This window comes from Pseudomonas sp. B16(2017) (assembly GCF_002113205.1).
GTDB classification, from domain to species: Bacteria; Pseudomonadota; Gammaproteobacteria; order Pseudomonadales; family Pseudomonadaceae; genus Aquipseudomonas; species Aquipseudomonas pharyngis.
The window spans coordinates 58403-80670 of sequence record NZ_NEKA01000012.1 but is presented as its reverse complement, the minus strand read 5'-3'; the positions used below and the strand labels follow the sequence as shown (position 1 = coordinate 80670).

22 protein-coding genes are annotated in these 22268 nt (G+C 59.8%); 8 read left to right on the top strand and 14 right to left on the bottom strand.

Features of this window, described 5'->3' with window-relative positions; genetic code table 11:
* Positions 1-129: 129 nt before the first annotated feature.
* Positions 130-1146: a UDP-glucose 4-epimerase GalE gene (gene galE, locus CAG25_RS20595; protein WP_085613140.1), complete on the bottom strand. Its 1017-nt coding sequence runs from the start codon at positions 1144-1146 to the stop codon at positions 130-132.
* A 379-nt stretch (positions 1147-1525) separates the two neighbouring features.
* Here galE and galU point away from each other — a divergent pair, with 379 nt between their 5' ends.
* The gene (gene galU, locus CAG25_RS20590) at positions 1526-2359 is read left to right on the top strand and encodes a UTP--glucose-1-phosphate uridylyltransferase GalU (RefSeq protein WP_085613139.1); all 834 of its coding nucleotides are present in this window, start codon (positions 1526-1528) and stop codon (positions 2357-2359) included.
* A gap of 47 nt (positions 2360-2406) precedes the next feature.
* Positions 2407-2814, top strand: coding sequence for a mannose-1-phosphate guanylyltransferase (locus CAG25_RS20585; RefSeq protein ID WP_085613138.1), 408 nt, complete (start codon positions 2407-2409; stop codon positions 2812-2814).
* A 3-nt stretch (positions 2815-2817) separates the two neighbouring features.
* On the opposite strand, the gene CAG25_RS20580 is transcribed toward CAG25_RS20585, so the two are convergent.
* Genes CAG25_RS20580 through CAG25_RS20545 form a run of 8 tightly spaced genes read right to left on the bottom strand, consistent with a single transcriptional unit; the run spans position 2818 to position 12304 of the window.
* Positions 2818-3966, bottom strand: a complete 1149-nt coding sequence (locus CAG25_RS20580) for a GDSL-type esterase/lipase family protein (protein ID WP_085613137.1) — start codon at positions 3964-3966, stop codon at positions 2818-2820.
* A gap of 12 nt (positions 3967-3978) precedes the next feature.
* The gene (locus CAG25_RS20575; RefSeq protein ID WP_085613136.1) at positions 3979-5022 is read right to left on the bottom strand and encodes an acyltransferase family protein; all 1044 of its coding nucleotides are present in this window, start codon (positions 5020-5022) and stop codon (positions 3979-3981) included.
* 12 nt (positions 5023-5034) lie between these two features.
* Positions 5035-6138, bottom strand: coding sequence for a hypothetical protein (locus CAG25_RS20570; protein WP_011335164.1), 1104 nt, complete (start codon positions 6136-6138; stop codon positions 5035-5037).
* Entirely contained in the window at positions 6129-7361 is a 1233-nt protein-coding gene (locus CAG25_RS20565) for a polysaccharide biosynthesis C-terminal domain-containing protein (RefSeq protein ID WP_085613135.1), read from the bottom strand. The genes CAG25_RS20570 and CAG25_RS20565 overlap by 10 nt, the downstream gene beginning before the upstream one ends.
* Positions 7358-8470 carry a polysaccharide pyruvyl transferase family protein gene (locus tag CAG25_RS20560; RefSeq protein ID WP_085613134.1) on the bottom strand — a complete coding sequence of 371 codons (1113 nt, stop codon included), beginning with the start codon at positions 8468-8470 and terminating at the stop codon, positions 7358-7360. Before CAG25_RS20560 ends, CAG25_RS20565 begins: the two co-directional genes overlap by 4 nt.
* Positions 8471-8484: 14 nt before the next feature.
* Positions 8485-9561, bottom strand: a complete 1077-nt coding sequence (locus tag CAG25_RS20555; protein WP_085613133.1) for a glycosyltransferase — start codon at positions 9559-9561, stop codon at positions 8485-8487.
* Between the two features lie 41 nt (positions 9562-9602).
* Complete coding sequence (locus tag CAG25_RS20550) at positions 9603-11825, bottom strand: polysaccharide biosynthesis tyrosine autokinase (RefSeq protein ID WP_074689229.1); 2223 nt, start codon at positions 11823-11825, stop codon at positions 9603-9605.
* A 38-nt stretch (positions 11826-11863) separates the two neighbouring features.
* A complete protein-coding gene (locus CAG25_RS20545) occupies positions 11864-12304 on the bottom strand; it encodes a low molecular weight protein-tyrosine-phosphatase (RefSeq protein WP_064598094.1) in 441 nt (146 codons plus the stop codon).
* 290 nt (positions 12305-12594) lie between these two features.
* Between CAG25_RS20545 and CAG25_RS20540 the strand changes: the two genes are divergently transcribed.
* A complete protein-coding gene (locus tag CAG25_RS20540) occupies positions 12595-13539 on the top strand; it encodes a glycosyl hydrolase family 5 (protein WP_085613132.1) in 945 nt (314 codons plus the stop codon).
* Between the two features lie 187 nt (positions 13540-13726).
* Positions 13727-14653, top strand: a complete 927-nt coding sequence (gene tal / locus CAG25_RS20535; RefSeq protein WP_039772777.1) for a transaldolase — start codon at positions 13727-13729, stop codon at positions 14651-14653.
* Between the two features lie 73 nt (positions 14654-14726).
* On the opposite strand, the gene rssC is transcribed toward tal, so the two are convergent.
* The 3 genes from rssC to CAG25_RS20520 form a co-directional block, all read right to left on the bottom strand.
* On the bottom strand, positions 14727-15209 hold the full coding sequence (gene rssC, locus CAG25_RS20530; protein WP_003226553.1) for an anti-sigma factor antagonist RssC: 483 nt from the start codon (positions 15207-15209) through the stop codon (positions 14727-14729).
* A complete protein-coding gene (rssB, locus tag CAG25_RS20525) occupies positions 15209-16390 on the bottom strand; it encodes a two-component system response regulator RssB (protein WP_041475374.1) in 1182 nt (393 codons plus the stop codon). Before rssB ends, rssC begins: the two co-directional genes overlap by 1 nt.
* Before the next feature lie 322 nt (positions 16391-16712).
* The gene (locus CAG25_RS20520; protein WP_011335174.1) at positions 16713-17402 is read right to left on the bottom strand and encodes a VacJ family lipoprotein; all 690 of its coding nucleotides are present in this window, start codon (positions 17400-17402) and stop codon (positions 16713-16715) included.
* Positions 17403-17587: 185 nt separating this feature from the next.
* On the opposite strand from CAG25_RS20520, the gene CAG25_RS20515 reads away from it, so the two are divergent.
* Together CAG25_RS20515 and CAG25_RS20510 are read left to right on the top strand one after the other, a co-directional pair.
* Positions 17588-18208, top strand: a complete 621-nt coding sequence (locus tag CAG25_RS20515) for a phosphatase (RefSeq protein ID WP_085613131.1) — start codon at positions 17588-17590, stop codon at positions 18206-18208.
* A gap of 107 nt (positions 18209-18315) precedes the next feature.
* Positions 18316-18579 carry a DUF4404 family protein gene (locus CAG25_RS20510; RefSeq protein ID WP_039772780.1) on the top strand — a complete coding sequence of 88 codons (264 nt, stop codon included), beginning with the start codon at positions 18316-18318 and terminating at the stop codon, positions 18577-18579.
* Positions 18580-18643: 64 nt separating this feature from the next.
* Here CAG25_RS20510 and queF read toward each other — a convergent pair whose 3' ends face one another.
* Complete coding sequence (queF, locus tag CAG25_RS20505) at positions 18644-19474, bottom strand: NADPH-dependent 7-cyano-7-deazaguanine reductase QueF (RefSeq protein ID WP_085608218.1); 831 nt, start codon at positions 19472-19474, stop codon at positions 18644-18646.
* Between the two features lie 61 nt (positions 19475-19535).
* Complete coding sequence (locus CAG25_RS20500; RefSeq protein WP_085613130.1) at positions 19536-20069, bottom strand: plastocyanin/azurin family copper-binding protein; 534 nt, start codon at positions 20067-20069, stop codon at positions 19536-19538.
* A gap of 154 nt (positions 20070-20223) precedes the next feature.
* Between CAG25_RS20500 and CAG25_RS20495 the strand changes: the two genes are divergently transcribed.
* Complete coding sequence (locus CAG25_RS20495; protein WP_011335179.1) at positions 20224-20904, top strand: heavy metal response regulator transcription factor; 681 nt, start codon at positions 20224-20226, stop codon at positions 20902-20904.
* Positions 20904-22244 (top strand): heavy metal sensor histidine kinase, encoded by a 1341-nt coding sequence (locus CAG25_RS20490; RefSeq protein WP_085613129.1) that lies wholly within the window; start codon positions 20904-20906, stop codon positions 22242-22244. Before CAG25_RS20495 ends, CAG25_RS20490 begins: the two co-directional genes overlap by 1 nt.
* Positions 22245-22268: the final 24 nt, after the last annotated feature.

Genomic DNA, 22268 nt, shown 5'->3' with positions numbered 1-22268 from the left:
ACAGTCTTACGCAACTGATAAAAGTCGAACGGCAGGTTTATATCTACGGACTTGCAAAAGGCATTGCCAGTCTAATTTCCCGACGATATCTAACAACCTGACTGAAACTAACATTGCACTAAAACGCCATCATCCCTGATAACCCCGGGGATGATTCGATTGCCAGCGCCAGGTGTCGGTGACCATGTCCTGCAAGTTGCGTGTGGCTTTCCAGCCGAGTTCCTTGGCGGCCTTGGAGGCGTCGGCCCAGCTCTCGGCAATATCCCCGGAACGCCGTGGCATTACCCGGTAAGGCACCGGCTGCCCGCAGGCCTGTTCGAAAGCCCGCAGCACCTGCAACACGCTGTAGCCGTCGCCGGTGCCGAGGTTCCAGGTATGAATGCCAGTGCGGTCGGCGATGGTTTGCAGGGCTTTCAAGTGCCCGTCCGCCAGATCGACGACGTGGATGTAATCACGCACGCCGGTGCCGTCGACCGTCGGGTAATCGTCGCCGAAGATCGACAACTCCTTCAGGCTGCCGACCGCCACCTGGCTGATGTAAGGCACCAGATTGTTCGGAATGCCGTTGGGGTCTTCGCCCATCTGCCCGCTGTGATGCGCGCCGATCGGGTTGAAGTAGCGCAGCAGCGCGATGCTCCAGCGCGGTTCGGACTGGCACAGGTCGCGCAGCACGTTCTCGACGATCAGCTTGGACTGGCCGTAGGGATTGGTCGGAGTGCCGGTCGGGAAATCCTCGCGGATCGGCATCTGCGCCGGCTCGCCGTAGACCGTGGCGGACGAGCTGAACACCAGCCGGAACACCCCCGCCGCTGCCATTGCCTGGCACAGCGTGATGCTGCCGCTGACATTGGTTTCGTAGTATTGGAGCGGCTTGCGCACGCTCTCGCCGACAGCCTTGAGCCCGGCGAAATGCAGTACGGCGTCGATAGCGTGCTGCTGGAAAATCCGGTCCAGCAAGGCCCGGTCACAAACATCCCCGCGAATCATCAGCGCACTTTTGCCGCAAATGGCTTCCACCGCGTGCAAGGCGGCGTCGCTGCTGTTGCAAAGATTATCCAGAACTACAACTTCATAACCTGCTTCAAGTAGTGCAAGTGTGGTGTGCGAGCCGATATAGCCGGCGCCCCCCGTTACCAGAATCTTCATAGCGCGGTCCATAAGTGGGAAAAGTGCCAACTCGCGTGTCAAGCGCTGTTTGTTTAATGTGTGTCTTGATTCACACAAACAGCGCGACAACAACCAGAAACAAAAACAGTTCAATCACTGGCTATAAATATTTTTACAAGCCAAACTGTATTGCCTGGTACTTATTAGCACTCCCGCGCATTCATCACTATCAACGGATGCCGACTAAAAATAACCAATAACTGTCAAACCGACATCTCATAACATTGTCGTGTTTTACACTCATTGCTATTTGCCACTCATCTCCCGAGTCAGGTATTAAAGTACAGCTTCAATAACTTGCAACCTTCGTTATTGCAATAAACGATGGCAGTGCGCCATGAATGACCAGGAAACTTTTATGATCCGTAAATGTTTGTTCCCCGCTGCCGGTTATGGCACGCGTTTCTTGCCGGCCACCAAAGCCATGCCCAAGGAAATGCTGCCGATCGTCAACAAGCCGTTGATCGAATACGCCGTTGAAGAAGCACGGGACGCCGGCCTGCAACACATGGCCATCGTCACCGGACGGGGCAAGCGCGCACTGGAAGACCACTTCGACATCAGCTACGAACTCGAACACCAGATTCGTGGCACCGAGAAAGAGAAGTTCCTGGCCGGTACTCGCGAGCTGATCGACACCTGCACGTTCTCCTACACCCGTCAGGTGGAAATGAAAGGCCTCGGCCACGCGATTCTCAGCGGCCGCCCGTTGATCGGCGACGAGCCTTTCGCCGTGGTACTGGCGGACGACCTGTGCCTGAACCTCGAAGGCGACGGCGTACTCACGCAGATGATCGAGCTCTACAGGAAATTCCGCTGCTCGATCGTCGCCATCCAGGAAGTGCCGCGCGACCAGACCCACAAGTACGGCGTGATCGCCGGCGAGGCTATTTCCGAGGGCATCTACCGGGTCAACCACATGGTGGAAAAACCGGCCCCGCAAGACGCACCGTCGAACCTGGCGATCATCGGCCGCTACATCCTCACGCCGGACATCTTCGACCTGATCGCCGACACCGAGCCGGGCAAGGGCGGCGAAATCCAGATCACCGACGCCCTGATGAAACAGGCGCAGAACGGCTGCGTGCTGGCCTACAAATTCAAGGGTCTGCGCTTCGACTGCGGCGACGCCGAGGGTTACCTACAGGCGACCAACTTCTGCTACGACAACGTCTACCTGAAGGGCCGCTGAGCGGCCCCCACTGATTCATTGCAGCACGCACATCCAACGAGGCAACCATGAACATTGCACAACATTCCGCAGAGATTGAACGTGAGGTGGACAACCTCGGGGTGATGAGCTGGTTATCCCGCCATCAGCCATTGCCCAGCGCCAATGGCCCGTGGCTGGGCACCCTGCTGCTGGTCGACCGCCTCGGCGTGTTTCCCTCGTCCGGGGACATACGCCGACCGATCCGCGATCCCTATCCCCTGCTCGCCCACCTGAAACGGATCTACGGCGAACAGGCGCTGGAGGTCGATGACCGCGACGGCCTGAAGATGATCTTCAGCGACTGGCGTTTTCGGGTGCGGATCTGCTGCAACGACCCGGCGATCATCATCAACGTGGAAACCCGTTGCGTGACGCAGTTGATGCCGCAGAAAACCGCAGAGCTGCTGAGCCATCTGGATCTGTTCGACAACTGACGGCTACTTCGAAGTCTCGCCACAGTTGTCCTGTGGCGAGACTTTTTGTTGCCCGCCCACGACCCACCGGTAGAAATAATCGGCAATCACCCGCCCGCCCGTGGCCGGCACCGGATGAATCTTGTCCGGTCCGATCATGGCCGCCGCGTAGCGTTTGACGTCGGTGCCGAACGCGCATTGCAGATTGGCATAACCCAGTTGCTGCTCACGGGCCCAGGGCTCAATGACCTGCGCATAAGCCGACATCGGATACGCACTGGAGCGGGTGGTGTCCTGACGCAGGATCAGGTTGATGCTCGCCGCCGGTTGAATCTCGCGGAGCATGCCGACCAGACCCTGAACGTTATGCAGATACTGCTCGGGCTTCACGCCAAAACCCTGATCGTTGCCACCGAGCATGATCAGGTAAATGTCTGCGGGGATCTTCGAAACCACGGCTTTCCACTGCGCCTGCCAGCGGGCATCGTCGTGGTAGAAATCAGCGGACGCCGCGCCGGACGCCGCCAGTTTCGAGACCCGAACCCCGTTTTGATCGTTGCTCAGCCACAGACCGAACAGGGTCGGCGCGCCTTTCACCACTTCCAGCCTGAAGGCCCAATCGGTCGCGGCCGACGTACCGGGCAGCGGAACTTCCTGTACGCCCTCGCCCGCGAGTTTCAACGGCTGCCAGTCGGCGGAGGGTGACCAGCGATAACGCAACTCACTGGACTCGCCGTTGCCGAGGTAGAGCAGTTTCGCCTGAGTGACTGCGGTGTTGATGGCAGGCGTCGGGCTGGCCTCGACTTGCAGCCAGGCGCCGGGGTGGCCGGTCACCGTGCGGCTGTCGGGGCTGGCCTGGCCGAGGCCGGAGACCTGCCAGTCGCCGCCGAAGTATTTTTCGCTGCTGCGGGTGTACTTGAAATGCGTGCCGCCGAGCGCTGCGCCGTGGTTGAACCCGACATAACCCGGCCCGGCGAACCCGACCTCCCCGGCCACGCGCTGCACCAGTTTGTTCAGGTAGAAATCCTGCCCCGCGCTGTAGCTGTCACCGATCACCGAGATCGACAACACCTTGCCGGCCTTGCCTTCACGCCACTGGCCAAACCGCTCGCGAGCGTCGCCGACCTGCACCACCGACGCCGCCACCGGCGGCACATCATCAACAGCCAGCATGAATCGCTTCCTTCATCGGGTCTGCGCCACCGGAGCGATCGTCGCCGCCGGTTTCTTTTTCGTCGCCGCACGTTCGCCGAGAAACAGCACGGAAGTGAAGTTGAACCGACTGAAAATCATCGACAACACCACAGGCCCGAGCAAGCCACACGTCAAACCGCAGAACACCAGCACGCTTTCGTCCTTCACACCCAGGCGGCCGAGGATCGAACGCGACGTAGCGGCGAACAATACGTGAAAGAGGAAAATCGCGTAGGAGTAACCGCCAAGCCAGGTCAGCGTCTTCGAGCGCATGTCACTCGACAGTAACGCGATGCAGGATACGCAGCCCACCGTCAGGCCGATCAGGCTGCGGCGGTCGACAATCAGCTCGCGATCCACCGCCGCCACGTACAGCAGCGTCAGCGAGATCAGCACAAACACCAGCGGTCCGATCACCTTGAACGTCTGCTTAAGCTCGCTGACTTTCTCCTGGCCGATCATGCCCGCCACGAAGAACGGCAGCAGATAAATCGCCCCGTTGATGCCGAACGCGTCCACGGGAAACGGCGGCAACAGGAACACCGCCGCCGCGAAGGCGAACAACAGGTACAGGCGCGTCGGTGTACGCAACAAACCGCGCCACTCCAGCAGGCCGACGAACATGAAAATGATGAACACCGCCTGCAGAAACCAGAAGTGGTTGATCGGCACGTAGAACGACAACAGCGCATCCATCACGCTGACGTCCTTGTTCACGCCCGGCCCCACCGCCTGCAATACCGAGAACGGCACCCCCACGCAAAACAGCGGCACGATCAGCCGCCGCACCTTGCCGCTGAAGAACGCGGAAAAATCATTGCCGCGAATCTTGTAGAGGGAATAGATGTAGCCGGAGATGAAGGTGAACAGCGGCATGCGCACGTACACCATCGAATCGGCGATCACCCGGAACGGCGAGCCGAGGTCGATTTTCAAACCACCGCCCAACGGTCCGATCACGTGATAGAGCACCAGCAACAGGCACGCCAGGCCACGCAGGGTTTCGATCTCCAGGGACTTTTTCTTGCTCGACATAAAGCACCCGCCTCAATTCAGAATTCTTGATTCAACCTTCACCGGTTTGTTCGCCCGCAACATCAACCCCAGGCCCACGAACAGCACCGGTACCACCATCGAAAAGTGCCGGGCGAACGAACCGAAGTCCGGCTCGAACAAGCCTTGAACCAGCAGAAACGCCAGCGGAATCGCGATCAGTTCCTTGGGTTTGGTCTGGATCGGTGCGCCCTTGTAATCGGTCGAGGTGATGACTTTGAACAGCAGCAGCGCGGTCATGATCATCAACGCGACGAAGATCACCTGACCCGGCCCGGACAGCAGAATCAGCTCTACGGGGAACGACAAGCGGAAGAAAATGATCATCGAGTCCAGGGCCTGCGAGACGAAGTCGCTGCCGCTGAGCCACGAGACGATCAGCGATTTGGACCCCTCCTCGCCCGCCGTGCGCAGTTCGTTGTTGCTGGCACGAATCGACGACACCGGAAAGCCCAGCGCCAATTGGATCGCCATTGCAACTGCGAGATAGAACAGGAACAGCATCAGGAAGAAGGTGGTGCGCGAGACGTATTTCTTCATCACGCAGACGCCGACCCAGGACAGCGAAAACAAAATCCAGTAGGGCCGGATCAGCACGCCGTAGATCACCGCCGAGAGGAAAAAACCGCCGCGATATTTGCGCGTCAGCGAGCTGAACAGAATGCTCAGCACCGCCACCGACACGATGATTTCCTTGGTCAGGTTTTCCAGGAAAAACGAACGCACGATGCCCCACAGGCACAGGGTGCCGAAGATGGTCAGCGGCATGCGCCGGAACACCACCACGGGAATCGCCGTGAGGAAAAAGTTGCAGAACATCCCGTAGGCCCAGGCGTTGGTCAGGTTGATCCCGGTGGGCCGCAGCAGGAACGCCGAACACTCGTAGGACGAGCGATCCGGCGAGAACGGGTTCCAGAAATTACAATTGTCGGCCCGGGCATAGGACGACCACAGGGTCATCGCGTCCGGGCCCGGATCGCGCGGCACCAGCAGCGGCATCGCCACCGACAGAAACAGCCCGGTGAACAGGATCAGGAACGACAGCGAGGAATCGAGACGCCGACCACGAAACTCGATGCACGGCAGTTTCAGGCCCATGACACGACAGCCTTTTTCGCCCGCGTGGCACGGGTCAGCAGCGCGATCACGGCGAGCTGCACGGTGATCCCGAAGACACTGCCCCAAGCCGCTCCGTAAATCGAATAATGCTTGATCAACACGTAACTGACCGGCACCGACACCAGCAGGCAAATGGCCGCGCTGGCAAGGGAAACCCGGCTGTTTTTCGAAGCGATCAGCCCCCCCCAGACGATGTCGCCAATGGCGCGCAGAGCGAAGGAAAAGATCAGCACACCGAGGACTCCATTGTCCGGGCGTGGCACCGATGTCGCGACGTAATCGAGAACGATGTTGAAGAACAGATAAATCCCTGCCGCCACTGAGGCTGACACGAGCAGCGAACGCATGACCCATTTGTTGATAAACAAGTGCCTGACCGTGAACGCTTGCTGATCACCCTGAAAACGCTTGGCGAGCACCGGAATACCGACCACTGCCACCACCGCGTAGGACAACGCCTGCAACGTATTGGCCGCCGACCAGGCGTACACATACTTACCGAGACTGGCGTAAGGTTCGAGGTCGACGATCAGAAAGCGCTCGACACATTGACTGAGCGCAACCAGACCCGTGCCCAGGTAAAACGGCAAACCTGCCTTCCACACGGTCGACGTCGCCAGTTCCCCTTCCTCACGCCCGCGGTGAGCGCTCACCACTATGAGGTAACCGGCTACGATCACCGACACGTTGGCGATGACCCACAGCCACAGTACGCTGGCAATGCCCGAGACCCAGCCGAGCATCATTCCACCTACGGCCAACAGTGCCCAGAGGCCGCTTTTGATGAAAAACAGCAAGGCACCCGGTGTAGCTTTCTGCGCGGAAAACACGAACGAGTTGATCTCGAATGACAGGTGTTCGGTGAGCAGCACCAGCGTCACGCAGGCGATCAGCGCGGTGGTCGCTTCCACCGACTGGAACAGTGAATAAATCACCACCGTCAGCACCGACAACGCCAGGCCCACGGCCAGGTACAGCAGCAGCACCTTGTCCACGACCCGGCGCGAACTGCCGCCCACGCTGATCAGCCGGTTGATCTCGGAACTGAAACCGACGCTGTAGAATTTCGACGCGATCAACGACGCCGCGACCACCACGCCGTAAAAACCCAGCGCCTCGTAACCGAGGTAATGGGTGATGGCGAGCACCAGCAAGAACTTCGCGCCCAGTGCTCCGCCGCGCAGCAACAGCCGGAATATCATCGAATGACGCCCTTGATGATGTCGTCCATGGCCACGGTTTTCGCCTCGATCTCGCGGCAGGTGTCGGTCAGGCGTTTGCCGAAATTCGACAGGGCGTCCGGTGCGTAAACCGTGTCGATGATGGTGTCGACATTGATGTCGCCGCCGTTGATGACCCAGTCTTCGACGCCCATGTCCTGATAGGCGCCAAAGCCTTTGCGCTCGTAGCTGATGTGATACGCCGGGACACCCGAGAGCAGCGATTCGATCGCGCCGTGCAGGCGTACGGAAATCACCAGGTCCGGTTGGTATTTGGCCAGTGTCGCCTTCAACGGCAACAGGTCCTCGGTGATGCCCAGTTCGCGATAGAACGCGCCGTCATCGTTACCACGCACGGCGCTCTGCACCGCACAGACCACTTTGCTTTTGTTCTTCAAGCGCTGCAGCAGCACTTTCAGGTTGGCCACGTAGTCCAGCTTCTTTTCCTTGCTCCACGCCGGCGGTTTGCGCAGCACCACGCACACCGTGGCCGGCGTCGAAGCGCAGCGGGTGAACTTGGGTTGCTGAAGGATCTTGCCGGCCAGGGCCTGCACTGCGAGGTCCGGTGCGCGGTAGACATTTTCACAGGCATCGAACAATGCCGAGGAGCGGTTATCGCGTACGAACACCGCGTCGGCGCTGGCGTAGTGGCCGACGATCTTGTCGCTGTCGCCGTGGAACGGCCCGATGCTTTGCGGCAGGTACACCGACGGCACTTTGCTGAGGATCGCGGTTTCCAGCTGCTTGGCGTGGCCGAGTTTCAGCTTGATGTGCTCGAAGGCGCTCTTCGAACGCATGTAGCCGCCGCCGACGCCGACGATCAGATCGGTTTTCTTCAACAGATCCGCCAGCCCCGCGTAGGACTGATTGAGGAACACCGCCTGCTTGACCCGGCCCAGGCCCTTGGCCGCCATGACTGGCGCATCGAAGCGCGGGTGCGGCAGGTACTTGAAAGAGTCCGGGTCGGAAGCCACCACACTGATCGCGGTGTCTTCGCCAAAGTTGCGCTGCACCAGCGCAATGGCCAGATCGACCAGCAGACCATCACCGGAGTTGGAGGCACTGTAGCCATGCAAAATCGTTACGTTCATGAGCGGAGTTCTACTTAATAAGAGGGAGCGGAATACACGTCGTAGGTCTGGCGGATCATCAACGCGGCGCTGAAACGCTCGCGGACGATGCGCCGACCTTCGATGCCGAGGGCCGACAACGCAGGCTTCTGGATTTTCTTCAGGCGATCGGCCAGCGCCTGGTGATCACCGGCAGGGAACACGTAACCGGACACACCATGGGTGACCAGTTCGGGCAACGACGTGCAGTCGCTGGCAATCACCGGCAGGCCCAGCGCCATGCCTTCCAGCGGCACCATGGCAAAGCCTTCCCAGCGGCTCGGCACGATCAGCGCATCGGCTTTCTGATACAGCGCGTGCACTTCGGTTGGGGTCACCCAGGGCAGGTATTCCACCCCGTCCAGCGGCGGACATTCGACCACGTCCTCGTTCACTGCACTGCCCACCACCGTCAGTTTCAGGTCGCTGCGCTTTGCTTCGCTGTAAGCCTTGAGCAATACGTCGAAGCCTTTCTGGTAGTCGAGGCGACCGACGAACAGCAGATGAATCGGTGCCGGATCGTTGGCCTTGCGTTCTTCATGCTTGTGATCGATGCCGTTGTAGATCAGCGTCATGCGCTTGCGCTCGATGCCAAACTTCGCGGCCTTGTCCAGCTCGAACTGGCTGACGCAGATGATCGTGTCCGTGACCTTCTGCAGCACCCGTTCGATCCCCGCATAGACTTTCTGCTTGATCGGCGAACTTTCCATCAGGAACGAGAACGCATGCGGGCAGTAGACGATTTTCGGCTTGCGCCACGGCCGCAGGAGCACGCACACGCAACGGCCGATCACCCCGGAAAAGGTGCTGTGCAAATGCACCACGTCGGGTTTTTCCTTGAGCAGGACCCGCGCCAGTTGCCAGGCAAAACGCAGCAGCGACCGCACATTCCGCCCACTTCGGGCGAAGGTGCGGATCTGCTGTGGATCGATGCCGTGCAGTTCTTTCTTCTGGTCGAGCGGGACCAGATACACCAGCTCATAGCGCCCGTCTTCCGGAGCCGCCGAAATCGTGCGGATGACCGTCGCCACCCCACCTTTGATCGTTTCCGCCACGTGCAGTATTTTTTTCACAACTCACCCACTTTCATGCCTGTAAGAACCGTCGCTGAATTTCAGGACTGGTCGGACGCGTATTCGTAGTTGTAATAGCTGCCGTTGCCGTAATAGCTGGCCGCGCGCTTCTCGACGCCGTTGAACACCGCGCCTTTCAACTCGATACCGTTCTGGGCGAAACGCCGGATCGTCATCTCGATTTCCTTGGCCGGGTTCACCCCGAACCGGGCGACGATCAGGCTGATGCCGGCTTCGCGACCGACAATCGCCGCATCGGTCACCGCCAGCAGCGGTGGCGTGTCGATGATCACCACGTCATAGCGCTCGCTGAGTTGCGCCAGCAGGTCGCGGAAATTGGCGTGCATCAACAGTTCGGAAGGGTTGGGCGGGACTTGGCCACGGCTGATGAAGTGCAGGTTGTCGACTTCAACCTTGTTGATCGCCTGTTCGAGGGTGCAGCGCTTGACCAGCAGATCGGACAAGCCGTTGGTGATCGGCGTGTTCAGCGTCTTGTGCAGATGCCCCTTGCGCATGTCGGCGTCGATCAGCACCACGCGCTGTCCGCTTTGCGCCATGACCGCTGCGAGGTTGGAAGAGACGAAGGTCTTGCCGACCTGCGGGCTCGGGCCGGAAATCATGATGCGGTTGTTGGTCGAATCCAGTGCGGCGAAGTGCAGGCAGGTGCGCAGGCTGCGGATCGATTCGATAGACAGGTCCGTCGGGTTGCGCAGGGCCAGCAGATACGCCGGCGTGTCCGCCGCGACTTTGGCCCGGACTTTTTTGCTGTCCTCTTCCTGTTGCAGGGCGCTGTAGGGAATCGACGCGTAGACCGGCAAGCCGAGCTGCTCGATGCCTTCCGGCCCCTCCAGGCCCTTGCTCAGGGATTTGCGCAACAGCACCAGCGCTACGCCGACGAAGGCGCCGAGGAAGGTGGCGATCAACACGATCAGGGCTTTTTTCGGTTTGACCGGGCTGGTCAGGTCGACATCCGCCGTATCCACCAGACGCACGTTACCCACAGCGCCCGCGCGAACGATGTCCAGCTCCTGGGATTTGTTCAGCAACTGGGTGTAGATCTGCGAGGCGACTTCGACATCGCGGGTCAGGTTGAGCAGTTCCTGCTGCGTGGCTGGCAGGTCCTGAACCTTGCCTTCCAGCGAGCGCTGTTGCTGGGTCAATTCGCCAATCTGGGTCATCAGCGCGCGGTAGGCCGGGTGCTGTTTGGTGAACTTGCGATCCATCTCCGCCTGTTGCAGTTTCAGCTCGGAAATCCGCGTTTCGAGCGCCACGGACTGGCCGAGCACCGATTGGGTTTCCATGGAGATGTTCACGGTCTTGCCGTGGGTCTGGTAGGCGTTGAGCGCATCGCTGGCCTTGGCCAGGTCACGCTTGACCTGCGGCAACTGGCTTTGCAGGAAGGCCAGGCTTTGCGCCGCTTCGGCGGAGGTGCGGCGCACGTTCTGATCGACGTACAGCGCGGCGATCTTGTTGAGGATCTTCACCGCTTCGGCGGCGTCGCTGCTGGCCAGGGCCAGACGGATGATGCCGGACTCCTTGCCTTGCTCGGAGATGTCCAGCGCGTCCTGATAACCCTGGATGGTCACGATTCGTGGGTTGCGCACCACTTCGAAACGGGTCCCGGGATTGGCCAACAGTTGCGCGACCTGCCCTTCTACGCCGTCCTGCGCGAAGGCTTCGCCCGCCACGCCTTCGACCAGCAGGTTGTCGTTGTCGTCCAACAGCTGAAAGCGATGTTGTTCGCCGGCAATCAGGGTGAGTTTCTTGCCCAGCAGTTCCTTGGGCAGATTGAGCTTCGCAAACTCCAGGCGTTCACCGCCCCAGGCGTAGCTGCTCAGGCCGAAACGCGGCGGCGCGACGCTGAGTTCGGTCTCACCGCGATAGCGCCGGGAAAGAAAGCCGCCGATCAGCGGGAAGGTGTTGGGGGTGACGTCGATGTCCAGGCGCAGATCGTCGACCGTTTTGCCGATTACCGCGCGGGATTTGATGATGCCGATTTCGGTCACCGACGGCGATTGCCCGCCGAGCATGCTGTTGAGGTCGGAAAAACCGAGCATGTCGTTCTTTTTCGGTTCGACCTGCACCAGCGCGTTGGCCAGGTACACCGGCGTGGCCAAAATCGCATAGGCCACACCGGTCATCATGAACGCGCCGGTGAACGCACCGATCAACCATTTCTGATCGATCAGGCTGCCGAAGATGCCGAGAAGATCAATACTGTCTTGATCGTTGTCGCGGGTGCCTATTACTGACGGTAACTGCATAAGTCTTTCTTACCATTCACTGAACTGAAGAATATTCATCAACGCGCCAGGCGTTGCGCCCATGAGCTAACAGCATCTTCAATCAATGCATGGGCATGAATAAAAGCGGCTTGCCCCTGACGGTACGGGTCCTGTATTTCTCGTTCGCTCTGCCACTTGCCCAGCAGAAACACTTTGCCCCTGGCGTGAGAGGCAATCTTCAGTACTTGATTAACATGTTGTTTTTCCATGACCAGAATCAGGTCTGATTCATTGACGATGTCTGCTGTCAGTTGCCGCGCCTTGAACCCTTCGGCACTGTGCCCGCGGTCTTCCAGCACCCGGCGCGCGGTCGACTCCATGCCTTCGCCGACCCGTGCAGACAGGCCTGCGGAGGTCACGCTGATCGCCGAGGGTGTCAGTGCATTGCGCAACAGAAGTTCCGCTGTCGGACTTCGGCAGATATTGCCTACGCAAACGACAAGAATCTTTTTGAACAAGGTTTACTTTCCCGTGTAATGTCAATCGGCCAACATGCCTTGCAAATTCGAATGAACCCGCAAGACCTTCCTTCACTCGGAAATAGATTCACCCTTAATACCGATGCATTAAGTACCACGGCCTCTAAAAGTCCCCCAACCAGAATTACCGGACTAAAAATAACTGTGATTTTCAGGCGAAAGTTTTCCGACAAAAAATAACATTCGTGCACTTAGCATCCTTATTGCCCTCGAAACCTGTGTAACGAGATAACCCTTCGCTAGATGTCATTCTCATCAGGAGAGCCGACATGAAATCAGCACATCTCAAACATCTGGGTGCCGCCGCCCTGTTGACGCTCAGTGCCACCGCGCAGGTTCACGCCAGTACGCTGTTCCCGTCATTGCCCACCCGAACCATTGGCGTTCAGGTCAAGATCCAGAACTTCACCCCGGCGGACGCCGAGCAGATCAAAGCGGCCGGATTCAGCTTTGTGCGCTTCGGCGTCTGGAGCGACAGCCTCGGCGGCAAGGCCTACCAGAAACAGATCAGCGATGCGTTTGCGACGGCGCGGTCCGCCGGGTTGCCGGTCTTGATGACCGTTCGCGCCACCAAACCCTTGACCGGTGACCTGACCACCGCCGGTGAAGCCTTTGCCAACGCGGTGAGCGGGCTTGAGCAAGCCTGGAGCGCGCAACTGGTGGGGATCGAAATCTGGAATGAGCCGGACCTCGACACCTACTGGCCCACTGGAGACTTCAAGAACACCTTCGTGCCGTTCATGACGGCCATGTGCAAGACGCTGCAGGGCAAACCGCAATCGACGCCTCTGGTGGGCTTCGGTTTTGCCCGTCCGCCAACGGCCGGCTCCGCCTCGACCGTGGCCCTCAACAGCATCCTCGGCACTTATCCTGAGTGCCTGGACGCCATTTCCTATCACCCCTACGGCATGACCGCGACGCAGATCAGTAACGCGCAGACCTTCATCCAGCAAAACTTCCGTCTGCCGGGCGTTATCAGTGAATGGGGCGTCTCGGCGCTCGCCTCCAACGGCGGGCCGGAAGGGCAAGCCACTAAAATCTCTGCGTTCATCGCCGATGTTAAAAAACTCAACATTCCACTGACGTCGATTTACGAATGGAAGAACAGCGAGTCGGGCAGCAACGACCGGGAGAAGAATTTCGGCCTGCTGACCTCCGACGGCCAGCCGAAACCGGCACAGACGGCGGTCTCGACGCATTTGAATGCCGATTAAGCCGTACAGCGGGTCAGTTGCTTTGAACCTGTGGTTCTTTTTGACATCGTATTGATCGATACGCGCCCCGCCTTTCAAACAGCCGTTTTCAGGTTGTTGCCGCCGGGGCGCTCGATACGCCGACATGCCCTTGAGTGGCTGTCGACGCTCGGGTAATGTCACCAGACCCATAGGACAGAGCACGCTCATGACTTCCAAGCTGGAACAACTCAAACAGTTCACCACCGTCGTGGCCGACACCGGCGACTTCGAAGCGATTGCCCGGGTCAAACCGGTCGACGCCACCACCAACCCTTCCCTGCTGCTCAAGGCAGCGGCCATCCCGGCTTACGCTGAACTGCTGAACGCCAGCGTCGGCGACTGCAAGGGCGATGTCGGCCTGGCCAGCGACCGTTTCGGCGTCGCGGTCGGCCAGGAAATCCTCAAGGTCATTCCGGGCCGCATTTCCACCGAAGTGGATGCGCGCCTGTCGTTCGACAAGGACGCAGTGCTCAAACGCGCCCACCGCCTGATCGAGCTGTACGACAAGGCCGGCGTTGGCCGTGACCGCGTACTGATCAAGATCGCCTCGACCTGGGAAGGCATCCGCGCCGCCGAGATCCTGGAAAAGGAAGGCATCCAGACCAACCTGACCCTGCTGTTCTCCTTCGCTCAGGCCGCTGCCTGCGCCGATGCCGGCGTGTTCCTGATCTCGCCGTTCGTGGGCCGCATCTATGACTGGTACAAGAAGGCCAACGGCAACGACTACACCGGTGCCGACGATCCGGGCGTGCAGTCCGTGACGCGCATCTACAACTACTACAAGGCCAATGACTACAAGACCGTGGTCATGGGCGCGAGCTTCCGCAATCTGAGTCAGATCGAGCAACTGGCCGGCTGCGACCGCCTGACCATCAGCCCGGACCTGATCGAGAAACTGGCAGCCGACACCGGCAAGCTGGAACGCAAACTCGCTCCGGGCCACGCTGGCGAGGCGCGTCTAAGCCTCAACGAAGCGCAATTCCGCTGGTTGTCCAACGAAGACGCGATGGCCACCGAGAAACTGGCCGAAGGCATCCGTCAGTTTGCCCGTGACCAGGAAAAACTCGAGGCGCTGCTGCAAGCCAAGCTGTAATCGGCCGAGCGCAAACGCAAAAAGGGCGAACCCTCACAGGTTCGCCCTTTTTTGTGCATTGCGGTCTGGCTGATCAGTGCCGTTCGAGGGCATTCACCAGGTCATGGAAGGCTTCGCGGTTGGAGTCGTTCAGGCCCATGAGGATCTTGTGCGCTTCGAGCACCTTGATCCGCACCACCTCTTCCGACTGGTCCTGATCCGGCAGGTCATCAAGGCATTCCGGGCACGGCACGGGATGATTGACGATATTGAACACCTGCTCGAAACCCATCGACTGCAGCAGACGGGTGATGTCCTCGTGGGTGGTGACCACGGTCGGCAGCAGGCCGACCTTCTGCCGCGACAGGATCGACAGCTTGGCCAGCAGGCCCAGGGTGGTGCTGTCGATGCTGCGGGTTTCGGTCAAATCGATCACGATCGCGTTGAAATTCAGCGCGGTGAAGATTTTTTCAATAGTCGCATCCAACGCCGAACACAGGGTCAGGCGAACTTCACCGACGAACTTCAGGACGAAGGTGCCGTCCTGCTCGGCGAACTGGATTCTACCGGTACTCATCAAAGATTCCTGCTCAACACCAACAGGGCGATATCATCCGGCATCTCCCCTAGCGTGGCCAATCCAAAAACCTGCCGCAGACCATCCAGGCTGCCGCCCGCCGACTTCACCTTTTGCGGTAAAGCGGCTTCTTTCTCTTTGAGTGTGGGCTCTGGCAAAAGATCCAGAATGCCATCAGACATCAGCGTCAGGCTGAACGTCGGTGGCAGCTCGAGCACGTGGTCTTCGTAGGTAGCTTCGTTGAAAAGCCCCACCGGCAGACCGCGCCCCTCGAGGTAGCGAACACTGTCAGGCGTGTACAACACAGGCAACGGCAGATGGCCGCCGATGCTATAGGTCAACAAACCGGTCTCCTCGTCGATGACTCCACCGACCATTGTGACGTGTTTACCCAGCTTACAACTGATCAGCCCCCGGTTGATATGACCGAGGACTTCCGAAGGCTTGAATTCCGGCAGCGTGCCGTTGCGCTTGGATTCGAACAGCAGGCGCGTGGTCATGAACTTCAACAGCACGGTGACGAACGCCGAAGAGGCGCCATGACCGGACACGTCCGCCAGGTAGAACGCCACCCGGCGCTCGTCGACCCGGAAGTAGTCGACAAAATCACCCGACAGGTACAGCGACGGGATGATCTGGTGCGCAAACCTGAATTCGTCGATGGCCCACGGACTTTCCGGCAGCATGTTCATCTGCACCTGGCGACCGGCGTTCTGGTCTTCCTGGAGCAGGTTCAGGCTGGCTTCGAGTTCGCGGTTGGCCTTTTCCAGTTTCTCGCGGTAGCGCTGGTTTTCCAGCAGCAGACGCGCACGATCCAGGGCCCGGCGCACGGAGTGCTCGAGCACGGCCAGATCTTCGAGAGGCTTGATCAGGTAATCCGCCGCGCCCAGGCGCAGGGCCTCGACCGCGTCGTTCATCACGCCGGCGCCCGAGACCACGATCACCGGTGTCTGCGGCGACCGCTCAGTGACCTGACGGATGAGTTCGAGACCGCCCATCTGCGGCATGCGCAGATCGCAGATGACCAAGTCGGGCGTGTCTTGCTCGAATACCTGAAGACCCTGCTGGCCGTTACTGGCCTGCAAGACGCTGAAACCACTGTCTTCCAAATAGGCCGCGAGGCTCGCGCGCACTACTTCGTCATCATCGATTATCAGCAGCGTGGCACTGGTTTTTGGCATGTGGGCAAACGGCGCCAGAATTAGGTTGGCGTAGCAGGCGGGGCAACGGCCCGGCGCAGACTACTGGATTCGCTTTCTAGCCTCTCTGCTGCACCGCTTCGGAGCATTCGCGCCGCACACGGTTGCACCAGAGGTGCCCTTCTAAGGCGCAGACGGTACTCCCATCCTTCGAGCGTTTCAAGCATGCGCCGATGGTCGCTTGGAGACTTTGTTTGTCAAATCACTCGCAGTTATAAGAACGGCTTCTACCGTAACCCGATCATTGGACGCGCCCACAAAAAAGGCGACCTCGCGGTCGCCCTTTCATACCGATCAATCGAGATCAGAAATCGTCTTCAACCTGCCCGTCCTTGACCTTGAACTCGCGGTTCTGCAGGTAGGCGTTGCGGATGAAAGTGTACTTGTCGCCGCTGATCAGCTTCTCGCTGGACAACAGGCTGGCACGGGTGTCGACGATGTTCAGGCCGAAAATCGAGTTACGCACCGGCACATCGTTGATGTAGCGGTACGGGCCGGTGAAGCTGTCGACGTATTTGGACGGTGCATCGCGCAGGGTGCTCGGGCCCATCAGCGGCAGCATCACGTAAGGACCGCTACCCACGCCCCAGTAGCCGAGGGTCTGGCCGAAGTCTTCGTCACTGCGGTTCAGGCCCATTTTGGTGCCGACGTCGAAGAAACCGAGCAGGCCGAACGTGGTGTTGAAGATCAGGCGCGCGGTGTCGACGCCAGCCGCAGCCGGTTTGGCCTGAAGAATGTTGTTCGCCAGGTTGGTGACATCACCGACGTTGCGGAACATGTTGTGGATGCCGTCTTCCAGGAATTGCGGAGTAACAAATTCGTAGCCCTGCGCCAGCGGCTTCAGCGCATAGGTGTCGACGAAATCGTTGAACTGGAAAATCGGACGGTTGACGCTTTCCCAAGGGTCTTCTTCCGTTGCGGCCTGAGCGGCGAACGGCACCAGCATCACGCTGGCACATACACAAAGCTGAGCAAGAGGATGGCTCCAGCGCATAGAAAACTCCTTGGATAGTACGGACGCAGCACCTGGGCCGCGGCGATTAGTGCGTCAGTATAAGACGGAAACGGCGCTTTAGGCAGTTCCCCGGTGAAACCCTCTGTAGGACGCTTCGTCATTGGCCTGTCATGCAACTGTCACCGATGTTGCCTAGCCTGATCGCTATTTCAGGGACGTTTTCCATGCCTCAAGCCGAAGCCTCGCCCCTCGCGGCACCGACGCTGACCGCCGTGCTGTTCGGACTCAGCGGCTGTCTGGTGGACTTCGGCGCCCGCGCCCGCCATCAGACCAGCATCGGCCCGGAACACGCCGACGTGACACCCGGCGCCCTCGACAGCCTGCGCAGCCTGCAGCGCCAGCAAATTCCCTGCGCCTGGCTGGATGAGTTGTCCACCGCGAGCACTCAGGTACTGGCATCGGCGCTGCCAGACTGGATCAAACCATCGCAATATTCGGCAACAATCAATCCTTGGCCAGCGCCCAACGCCTGCTGGCAAGCGTTGATGGGATTGAATGTCGATCGCCTCGACGGTTGCGTACTGGTCAGCGGCGAACCGCGCCTGCTGCAATCGGGCCTCAATGCCGGGTTGTGGACCATTGGCCTGGCGTCCTGCGGTTCACTGTGCGGCCTGGCGCCGAGTGAATGGCAGGCCCTGAGCCAGAAGGAGCGCGAACAACTGCGCGGCAAGGCGACCGTACAACTGTTCAGCCTCGGCGTGCACTCGGTGATCGATCATCTGGGCGAGCTCGACACTTGCCTCGCGGACATCAACCTGCGTCGCCTCAAAGGCGAAAAGCCCTGACCGGGATCATGCAGGTTGGCCAAGAGTGGATTAGTCTTAGGAGAGCCATAGACCTTTGGCGCACAGCTGCGGTCTATGCAAGTGCCTCTCGATAAAAGGAAACAACCATGCCCGCTCAAGAACTGCAGAAACAGCTCAATGCCCTGCGCGAGCAACTGGATCAAAATCCTCCGCTGACCGAAGCCGAGCGCGCTGATCTACATGCCCTGATGGAACAGATCGAACTGGAACTTGAACTGGAAACCAAAACCAAGGACTCCAACATTGCCGATGGCGTGAACCTGGCCGTTGAGCGCTTTGAAGTTGATCACCCCACCATCGCCGGCACACTGCGCAACATCATGAATTCCCTGGTCAGCATGGGCATCTGAGACCCCGCGAATGCAAAAAAGCCCTGCCATCACTGGCAGGGCTTTTTCATGTCCGCGAGGCGGGTTACTGACGAACCAGACGATGGTTCGGCAGTTGCACGCTTTCAGTGCTGCGGTACGGGTTGATGTCCAGCCCACCACGGCGTACGTAACGCGCAAACACCGTGAGTTTTTCCGGTTTCAGCAGGCGCTGCAGGTCGAGGAAGATCCGCTCCACGCACTGCTCGTGGAAGTCCGAGTGCTGACGGAAGCTGACGATGTATTCCAGCAGGCTGGCGTGATCCAGCGCCGCGCCACGGTATTCCACCACCACGCTGCCCCAGTCCGGCTGACTGGTCACCGGGCAGTTCGATTTGAGCAGATGACTGTGCACGCTCTCCTCCACTACGCGCGAATCGTCGCAGCGCAGCAGTTCAGGACGCGGGTGTTCGTAGTTGCTGACGCTGATGTCCAGATCGTCGATGCACACGCCCGGCAGCGCGACAACGCCTTCGGCTTCGACGTCTTTCAGGCTGCGGACCCGCACGCCCACCGGTTTGCCGGCAGCGGCAGACAAGTCCTTGACCAGCGTCGCTTCCAGGCTCGCGATATCGGCGAACGGCGTCTGGTTCAGCGAGTTCAGGTACAGCTTGAACGACTTGGATTCGATGATGTTCGGCGAATCCGCCGGAATGCTGAATTCACCGATCGCCACCACCGGTTTGCCCGACGGCAGCAGCCACGACAGCTCGAAGCAGTTCCAGAAATCCACGCCTTTGTACGGCAGGGTTTCGGCGGTCAGGCCCAGCTCGGCCCATTTCGCAGTGCGCGGAATCGGGAACAGCAGGGATGGCGTGTACGTGGCGATGTATTCGCTGGATTTGCCCAGCGGCGAATGTTCGGCTGCGGGATGCATGGCGGAAACCTGACTGAAGAATCAGCGGATTCTACCAGCCTTTGCTCCCGCCTTTGAGTGCTTACTGACTGACAGTCAGTTTGCCGACCATTCCGGCCTGGTAGTGGCCGGGAATGTTGCAGGCAAATTCCAGGTTCACCGCTTTGCTGAAGGTCCAGGTCAACTCGGCGGTCTTGCCCGGCTCCACCAGCACGCTGTTGGGGTCGTCATGCTTCATGCCATGCCCCATCGAGCCGTGATCCATGCCCGCCATGTCGTGGGACATTTCCTTCATGCCGGTCGGCGTCAGCATGCCGCTTTGCTGCATCTGCAACATTTCCTGCTGATGTTTTGCATGCATCGCCGCGTCGCCAAGGTTGAATTCATGCAGCAACCGGCCTTTATTCACCAGCACAAAACGAACGGTCTCACCGGCCTTGATCTCGATCGCCTTCGGATCGAAGCTCATGTCGCCCATCACCACTTCAATGCTGCGGCTGGCCTTGGCCGCCGGGGCCGGCTGGCCGAAGTCATAGGTGTGCGCCGGCGCTGCCCACAGCGGCGAATTGAGCGCCAGCAGACACGCGGCAAGGGCCAGACGGTTGCGCAAAAACATAGTCGTACTCCAACAAATCAAGGTTCAGCCTGTGGGAAACTCTAGCCCGCCTGCGCTGGCAGCGACCTGACAGGCAGATTACAACTTTGTCAGGTTGGCGCTCACCGCGTTTGCCCACGGTATAACGTCCTCGTTCCCGCTACCCGAGTCGCCCATGAAACTGCTGATCGTCGAAGACCAACCCAAAACCGGCCAGTACCTGCGCCAGGGCCTGACCGAGGCCGGTTTCAACACCGAACTGGTGGCCGACGGCACCACCGGCCAGCAATTGGCGTTGAGTGGCGACTATGCGCTGCTGATCCTCGACGTGATGCTGCCCGGACGCAATGGCTGGCAAATCCTGCAAGCGGTGCGCAGCGCCGGTCTGGAAACGCCGATCCTGTTTTTGACCGCAAAGGACACCGTTGAAGACCGTGTGCATGGTCTCGAACTGGGCGCCGACGATTATCTGGTCAAACCGTTCGCCTTCTCCGAACTGCTCGCGCGGGTGCGCAGCCTGTTGCGTCGCGGCAGTTCCACGCCCCAGGAAACCAGCCTGCGCCTGGCCGATCTGAGCCTGGACCTGATTCGCCGCCGGGTCGAACGCAGCGGTCAACGCATCGACCTCACCGCCAAGGAGTTCGCCCTGCTGGAAATGCTCCTGCGCCGCCAGGGCGAAGTGCTGCCCAAATCGCTGATCGCTTCACAGGTCTGGGACATGAACTTCGACAGCGACACCAACGTCATCGAAGTAGCGATTCGCCGACTGCGCCTGAAGATCGACGACGACTTCCCCAACAAGCTGATTCACACCGTTCGCGGCATGGGTTACGTCCTTGAAGAGCGTGCCGACTGATGCGCAGACTGTCCTTGAGCGGCCGGCTGGCACTGTTGTTTGCAGGCTGTACCGCCGTGGTTTCGCTGGTCGCCGGGGTCGTTTTCAATCGGGCCAGCGAGGGCCACTTCATCGAGCTCGACCAGCAACTGCTCGAAGGAAAACTGCTCAGCGTGCGTCAGACACTGCTGAGTGGTAGCGACGCAGCGCACATCACCGACGAGTTGAGCCAGCAGGGCGATATCACGTTGCGCGTCAGCGGCCCTGAGGGCCAGCGCTGGTTTGGGCGCTCGTTGCATACCCCCGCAAACCTGCCGCAACAGCCCGGCCTGGCCACCATCAGCGACAACGGCACCGACTATCGCCTGCTCAACGCCGCGCTTGAACCGGGAAAATCCGATTCCCCGCAATTGACCTTGCTGCTGGACATCACCCACCACCAGCACTTCCTGCAACGCATGCAGCATCTGATCTGGCTAACTGTCGGCCTCTCCGCGCTGGCCACCGCGCTGCTCGGCGCCTGGGCTGCCCGCAGCGGTCTTCGCCCGTTACGGCGCATGAGTGCCGTGGCCCGTGGGATTTCGGCGCAATCGCTGAATGCCCGACTGCCGGAAGCGCGGATGCCTGCAGAGCTCGCGGAATTGGCCCACAGCTTCAACGCCATGCTCGGACGCCTCGACGATTCTTTTCAGCGGCTTTCAGCGTTCTCCGCCGACATCGCCCATGAGCTGCGCACACCACTTTCCAATCTGCTGACCCACACCCAGGTCACCCTGACCCGCCCTCGCCCTCTCGAAGACTATCGCGAGGCACTGCACAGCAACCTCGAAGAGCTGCAGTGGATGGCGCAGTTGGTCAACGACATGCTTTATCTGGCCAAGGCTGACCACGGTTTGCTGGTGCCCAAGCGTGAACCGCTGGAGCTGGCTGAAGAAGCCGATGCGTTGCTGGAGTTTTTTGCGCCGCTGGCCGAAGACGCTCAGGTCATCCTGAGCCGTGACGGTGCGGGGCAGCTCGAGGGGGATCGCGCGATGTTGCGCCGGGCGCTATCGAATCTGCTGGATAACGCGTTGCGCTTTACCCCTGCAAACGGCGAGGTGCGCATTCGGGTCACCGAGCAGGCGAAATCCTTGAGGGTGACCGTGGAGAACAGTGGCGAAGGGATTTCTGCGGACTTGTTGCCGCGTTTGTTTGACCGGTTCTACCGGGCGGATCCGGCGCGCCAGGAAGGCAGCAGCGAGCATGCGGGATTGGGGCTGGCGATTACTCAGTCGATCATCCGGGCTCATGGCGGGCAGATTCATTGCGAATCGGCTCAGGGCTGGACGCGGTTTGTGATTGAGTTGCCGAAAAGCGACTGAGGCCGGCAATGCCGGCCTCAATGG

Excerpts from the sequence above, each read along its gene's own strand:
- galE (WP_085613140.1), bottom strand. The coding sequence starts at position 1,146 with ATGAAGATTCTGGTAACGGGGGGCGCCGGCTATATCGGCTCGCACACC.
- CAG25_RS20490 (WP_085613129.1), top strand. The coding sequence starts at position 20,904 with ATGCGCAGACTGTCCTTGAGCGGCCGGCTGGCACTGTTGTTTGCAGGC.
- CAG25_RS20565 (WP_085613135.1), bottom strand. The coding sequence starts at position 7,361 with ATGATATTCCGGCTGTTGCTGCGCGGCGGAGCACTGGGCGCGAAGTTC.
- tal (WP_039772777.1), top strand. The coding sequence starts at position 13,727 with ATGACTTCCAAGCTGGAACAACTCAAACAGTTCACCACCGTCGTGGCC.
- CAG25_RS20570 (WP_011335164.1), bottom strand. The coding sequence starts at position 6,138 with ATGGGCCTGAAACTGCCGTGCATCGAGTTTCGTGGTCGGCGTCTCGAT.
- galU (WP_085613139.1), top strand. The coding sequence starts at position 1,526 with ATGATCCGTAAATGTTTGTTCCCCGCTGCCGGTTATGGCACGCGTTTC.
- rssC (WP_003226553.1), bottom strand. The coding sequence starts at position 15,209 with ATGAGTACCGGTAGAATCCAGTTCGCCGAGCAGGACGGCACCTTCGTC.
- CAG25_RS20550 (WP_074689229.1), bottom strand. The coding sequence starts at position 11,825 with ATGCAGTTACCGTCAGTAATAGGCACCCGCGACAACGATCAAGACAGT.
- CAG25_RS20510 (WP_039772780.1), top strand. The coding sequence starts at position 18,316 with ATGCCCGCTCAAGAACTGCAGAAACAGCTCAATGCCCTGCGCGAGCAA.
- CAG25_RS20500 (WP_085613130.1), bottom strand. The coding sequence starts at position 20,069 with ATGTTTTTGCGCAACCGTCTGGCCCTTGCCGCGTGTCTGCTGGCGCTC.
- rssB (WP_041475374.1), bottom strand. The coding sequence starts at position 16,390 with ATGCCAAAAACCAGTGCCACGCTGCTGATAATCGATGATGACGAAGTA.
- CAG25_RS20580 (WP_085613137.1), bottom strand. The coding sequence starts at position 3,966 with ATGCTGGCTGTTGATGATGTGCCGCCGGTGGCGGCGTCGGTGGTGCAG.
- CAG25_RS20515 (WP_085613131.1), top strand. The coding sequence starts at position 17,588 with ATGCCTCAAGCCGAAGCCTCGCCCCTCGCGGCACCGACGCTGACCGCC.
- CAG25_RS20575 (WP_085613136.1), bottom strand. The coding sequence starts at position 5,022 with ATGTCGAGCAAGAAAAAGTCCCTGGAGATCGAAACCCTGCGTGGCCTG.
- CAG25_RS20585 (WP_085613138.1), top strand. The coding sequence starts at position 2,407 with ATGAACATTGCACAACATTCCGCAGAGATTGAACGTGAGGTGGACAAC.
- CAG25_RS20540 (WP_085613132.1), top strand. The coding sequence starts at position 12,595 with ATGAAATCAGCACATCTCAAACATCTGGGTGCCGCCGCCCTGTTGACG.
- queF (WP_085608218.1), bottom strand. The coding sequence starts at position 19,474 with ATGCATCCCGCAGCCGAACATTCGCCGCTGGGCAAATCCAGCGAATAC.
- CAG25_RS20495 (WP_011335179.1), top strand. The coding sequence starts at position 20,224 with ATGAAACTGCTGATCGTCGAAGACCAACCCAAAACCGGCCAGTACCTG.
- CAG25_RS20560 (WP_085613134.1), bottom strand. The coding sequence starts at position 8,470 with ATGAACGTAACGATTTTGCATGGCTACAGTGCCTCCAACTCCGGTGAT.
- CAG25_RS20520 (WP_011335174.1), bottom strand. The coding sequence starts at position 17,402 with ATGCGCTGGAGCCATCCTCTTGCTCAGCTTTGTGTATGTGCCAGCGTG.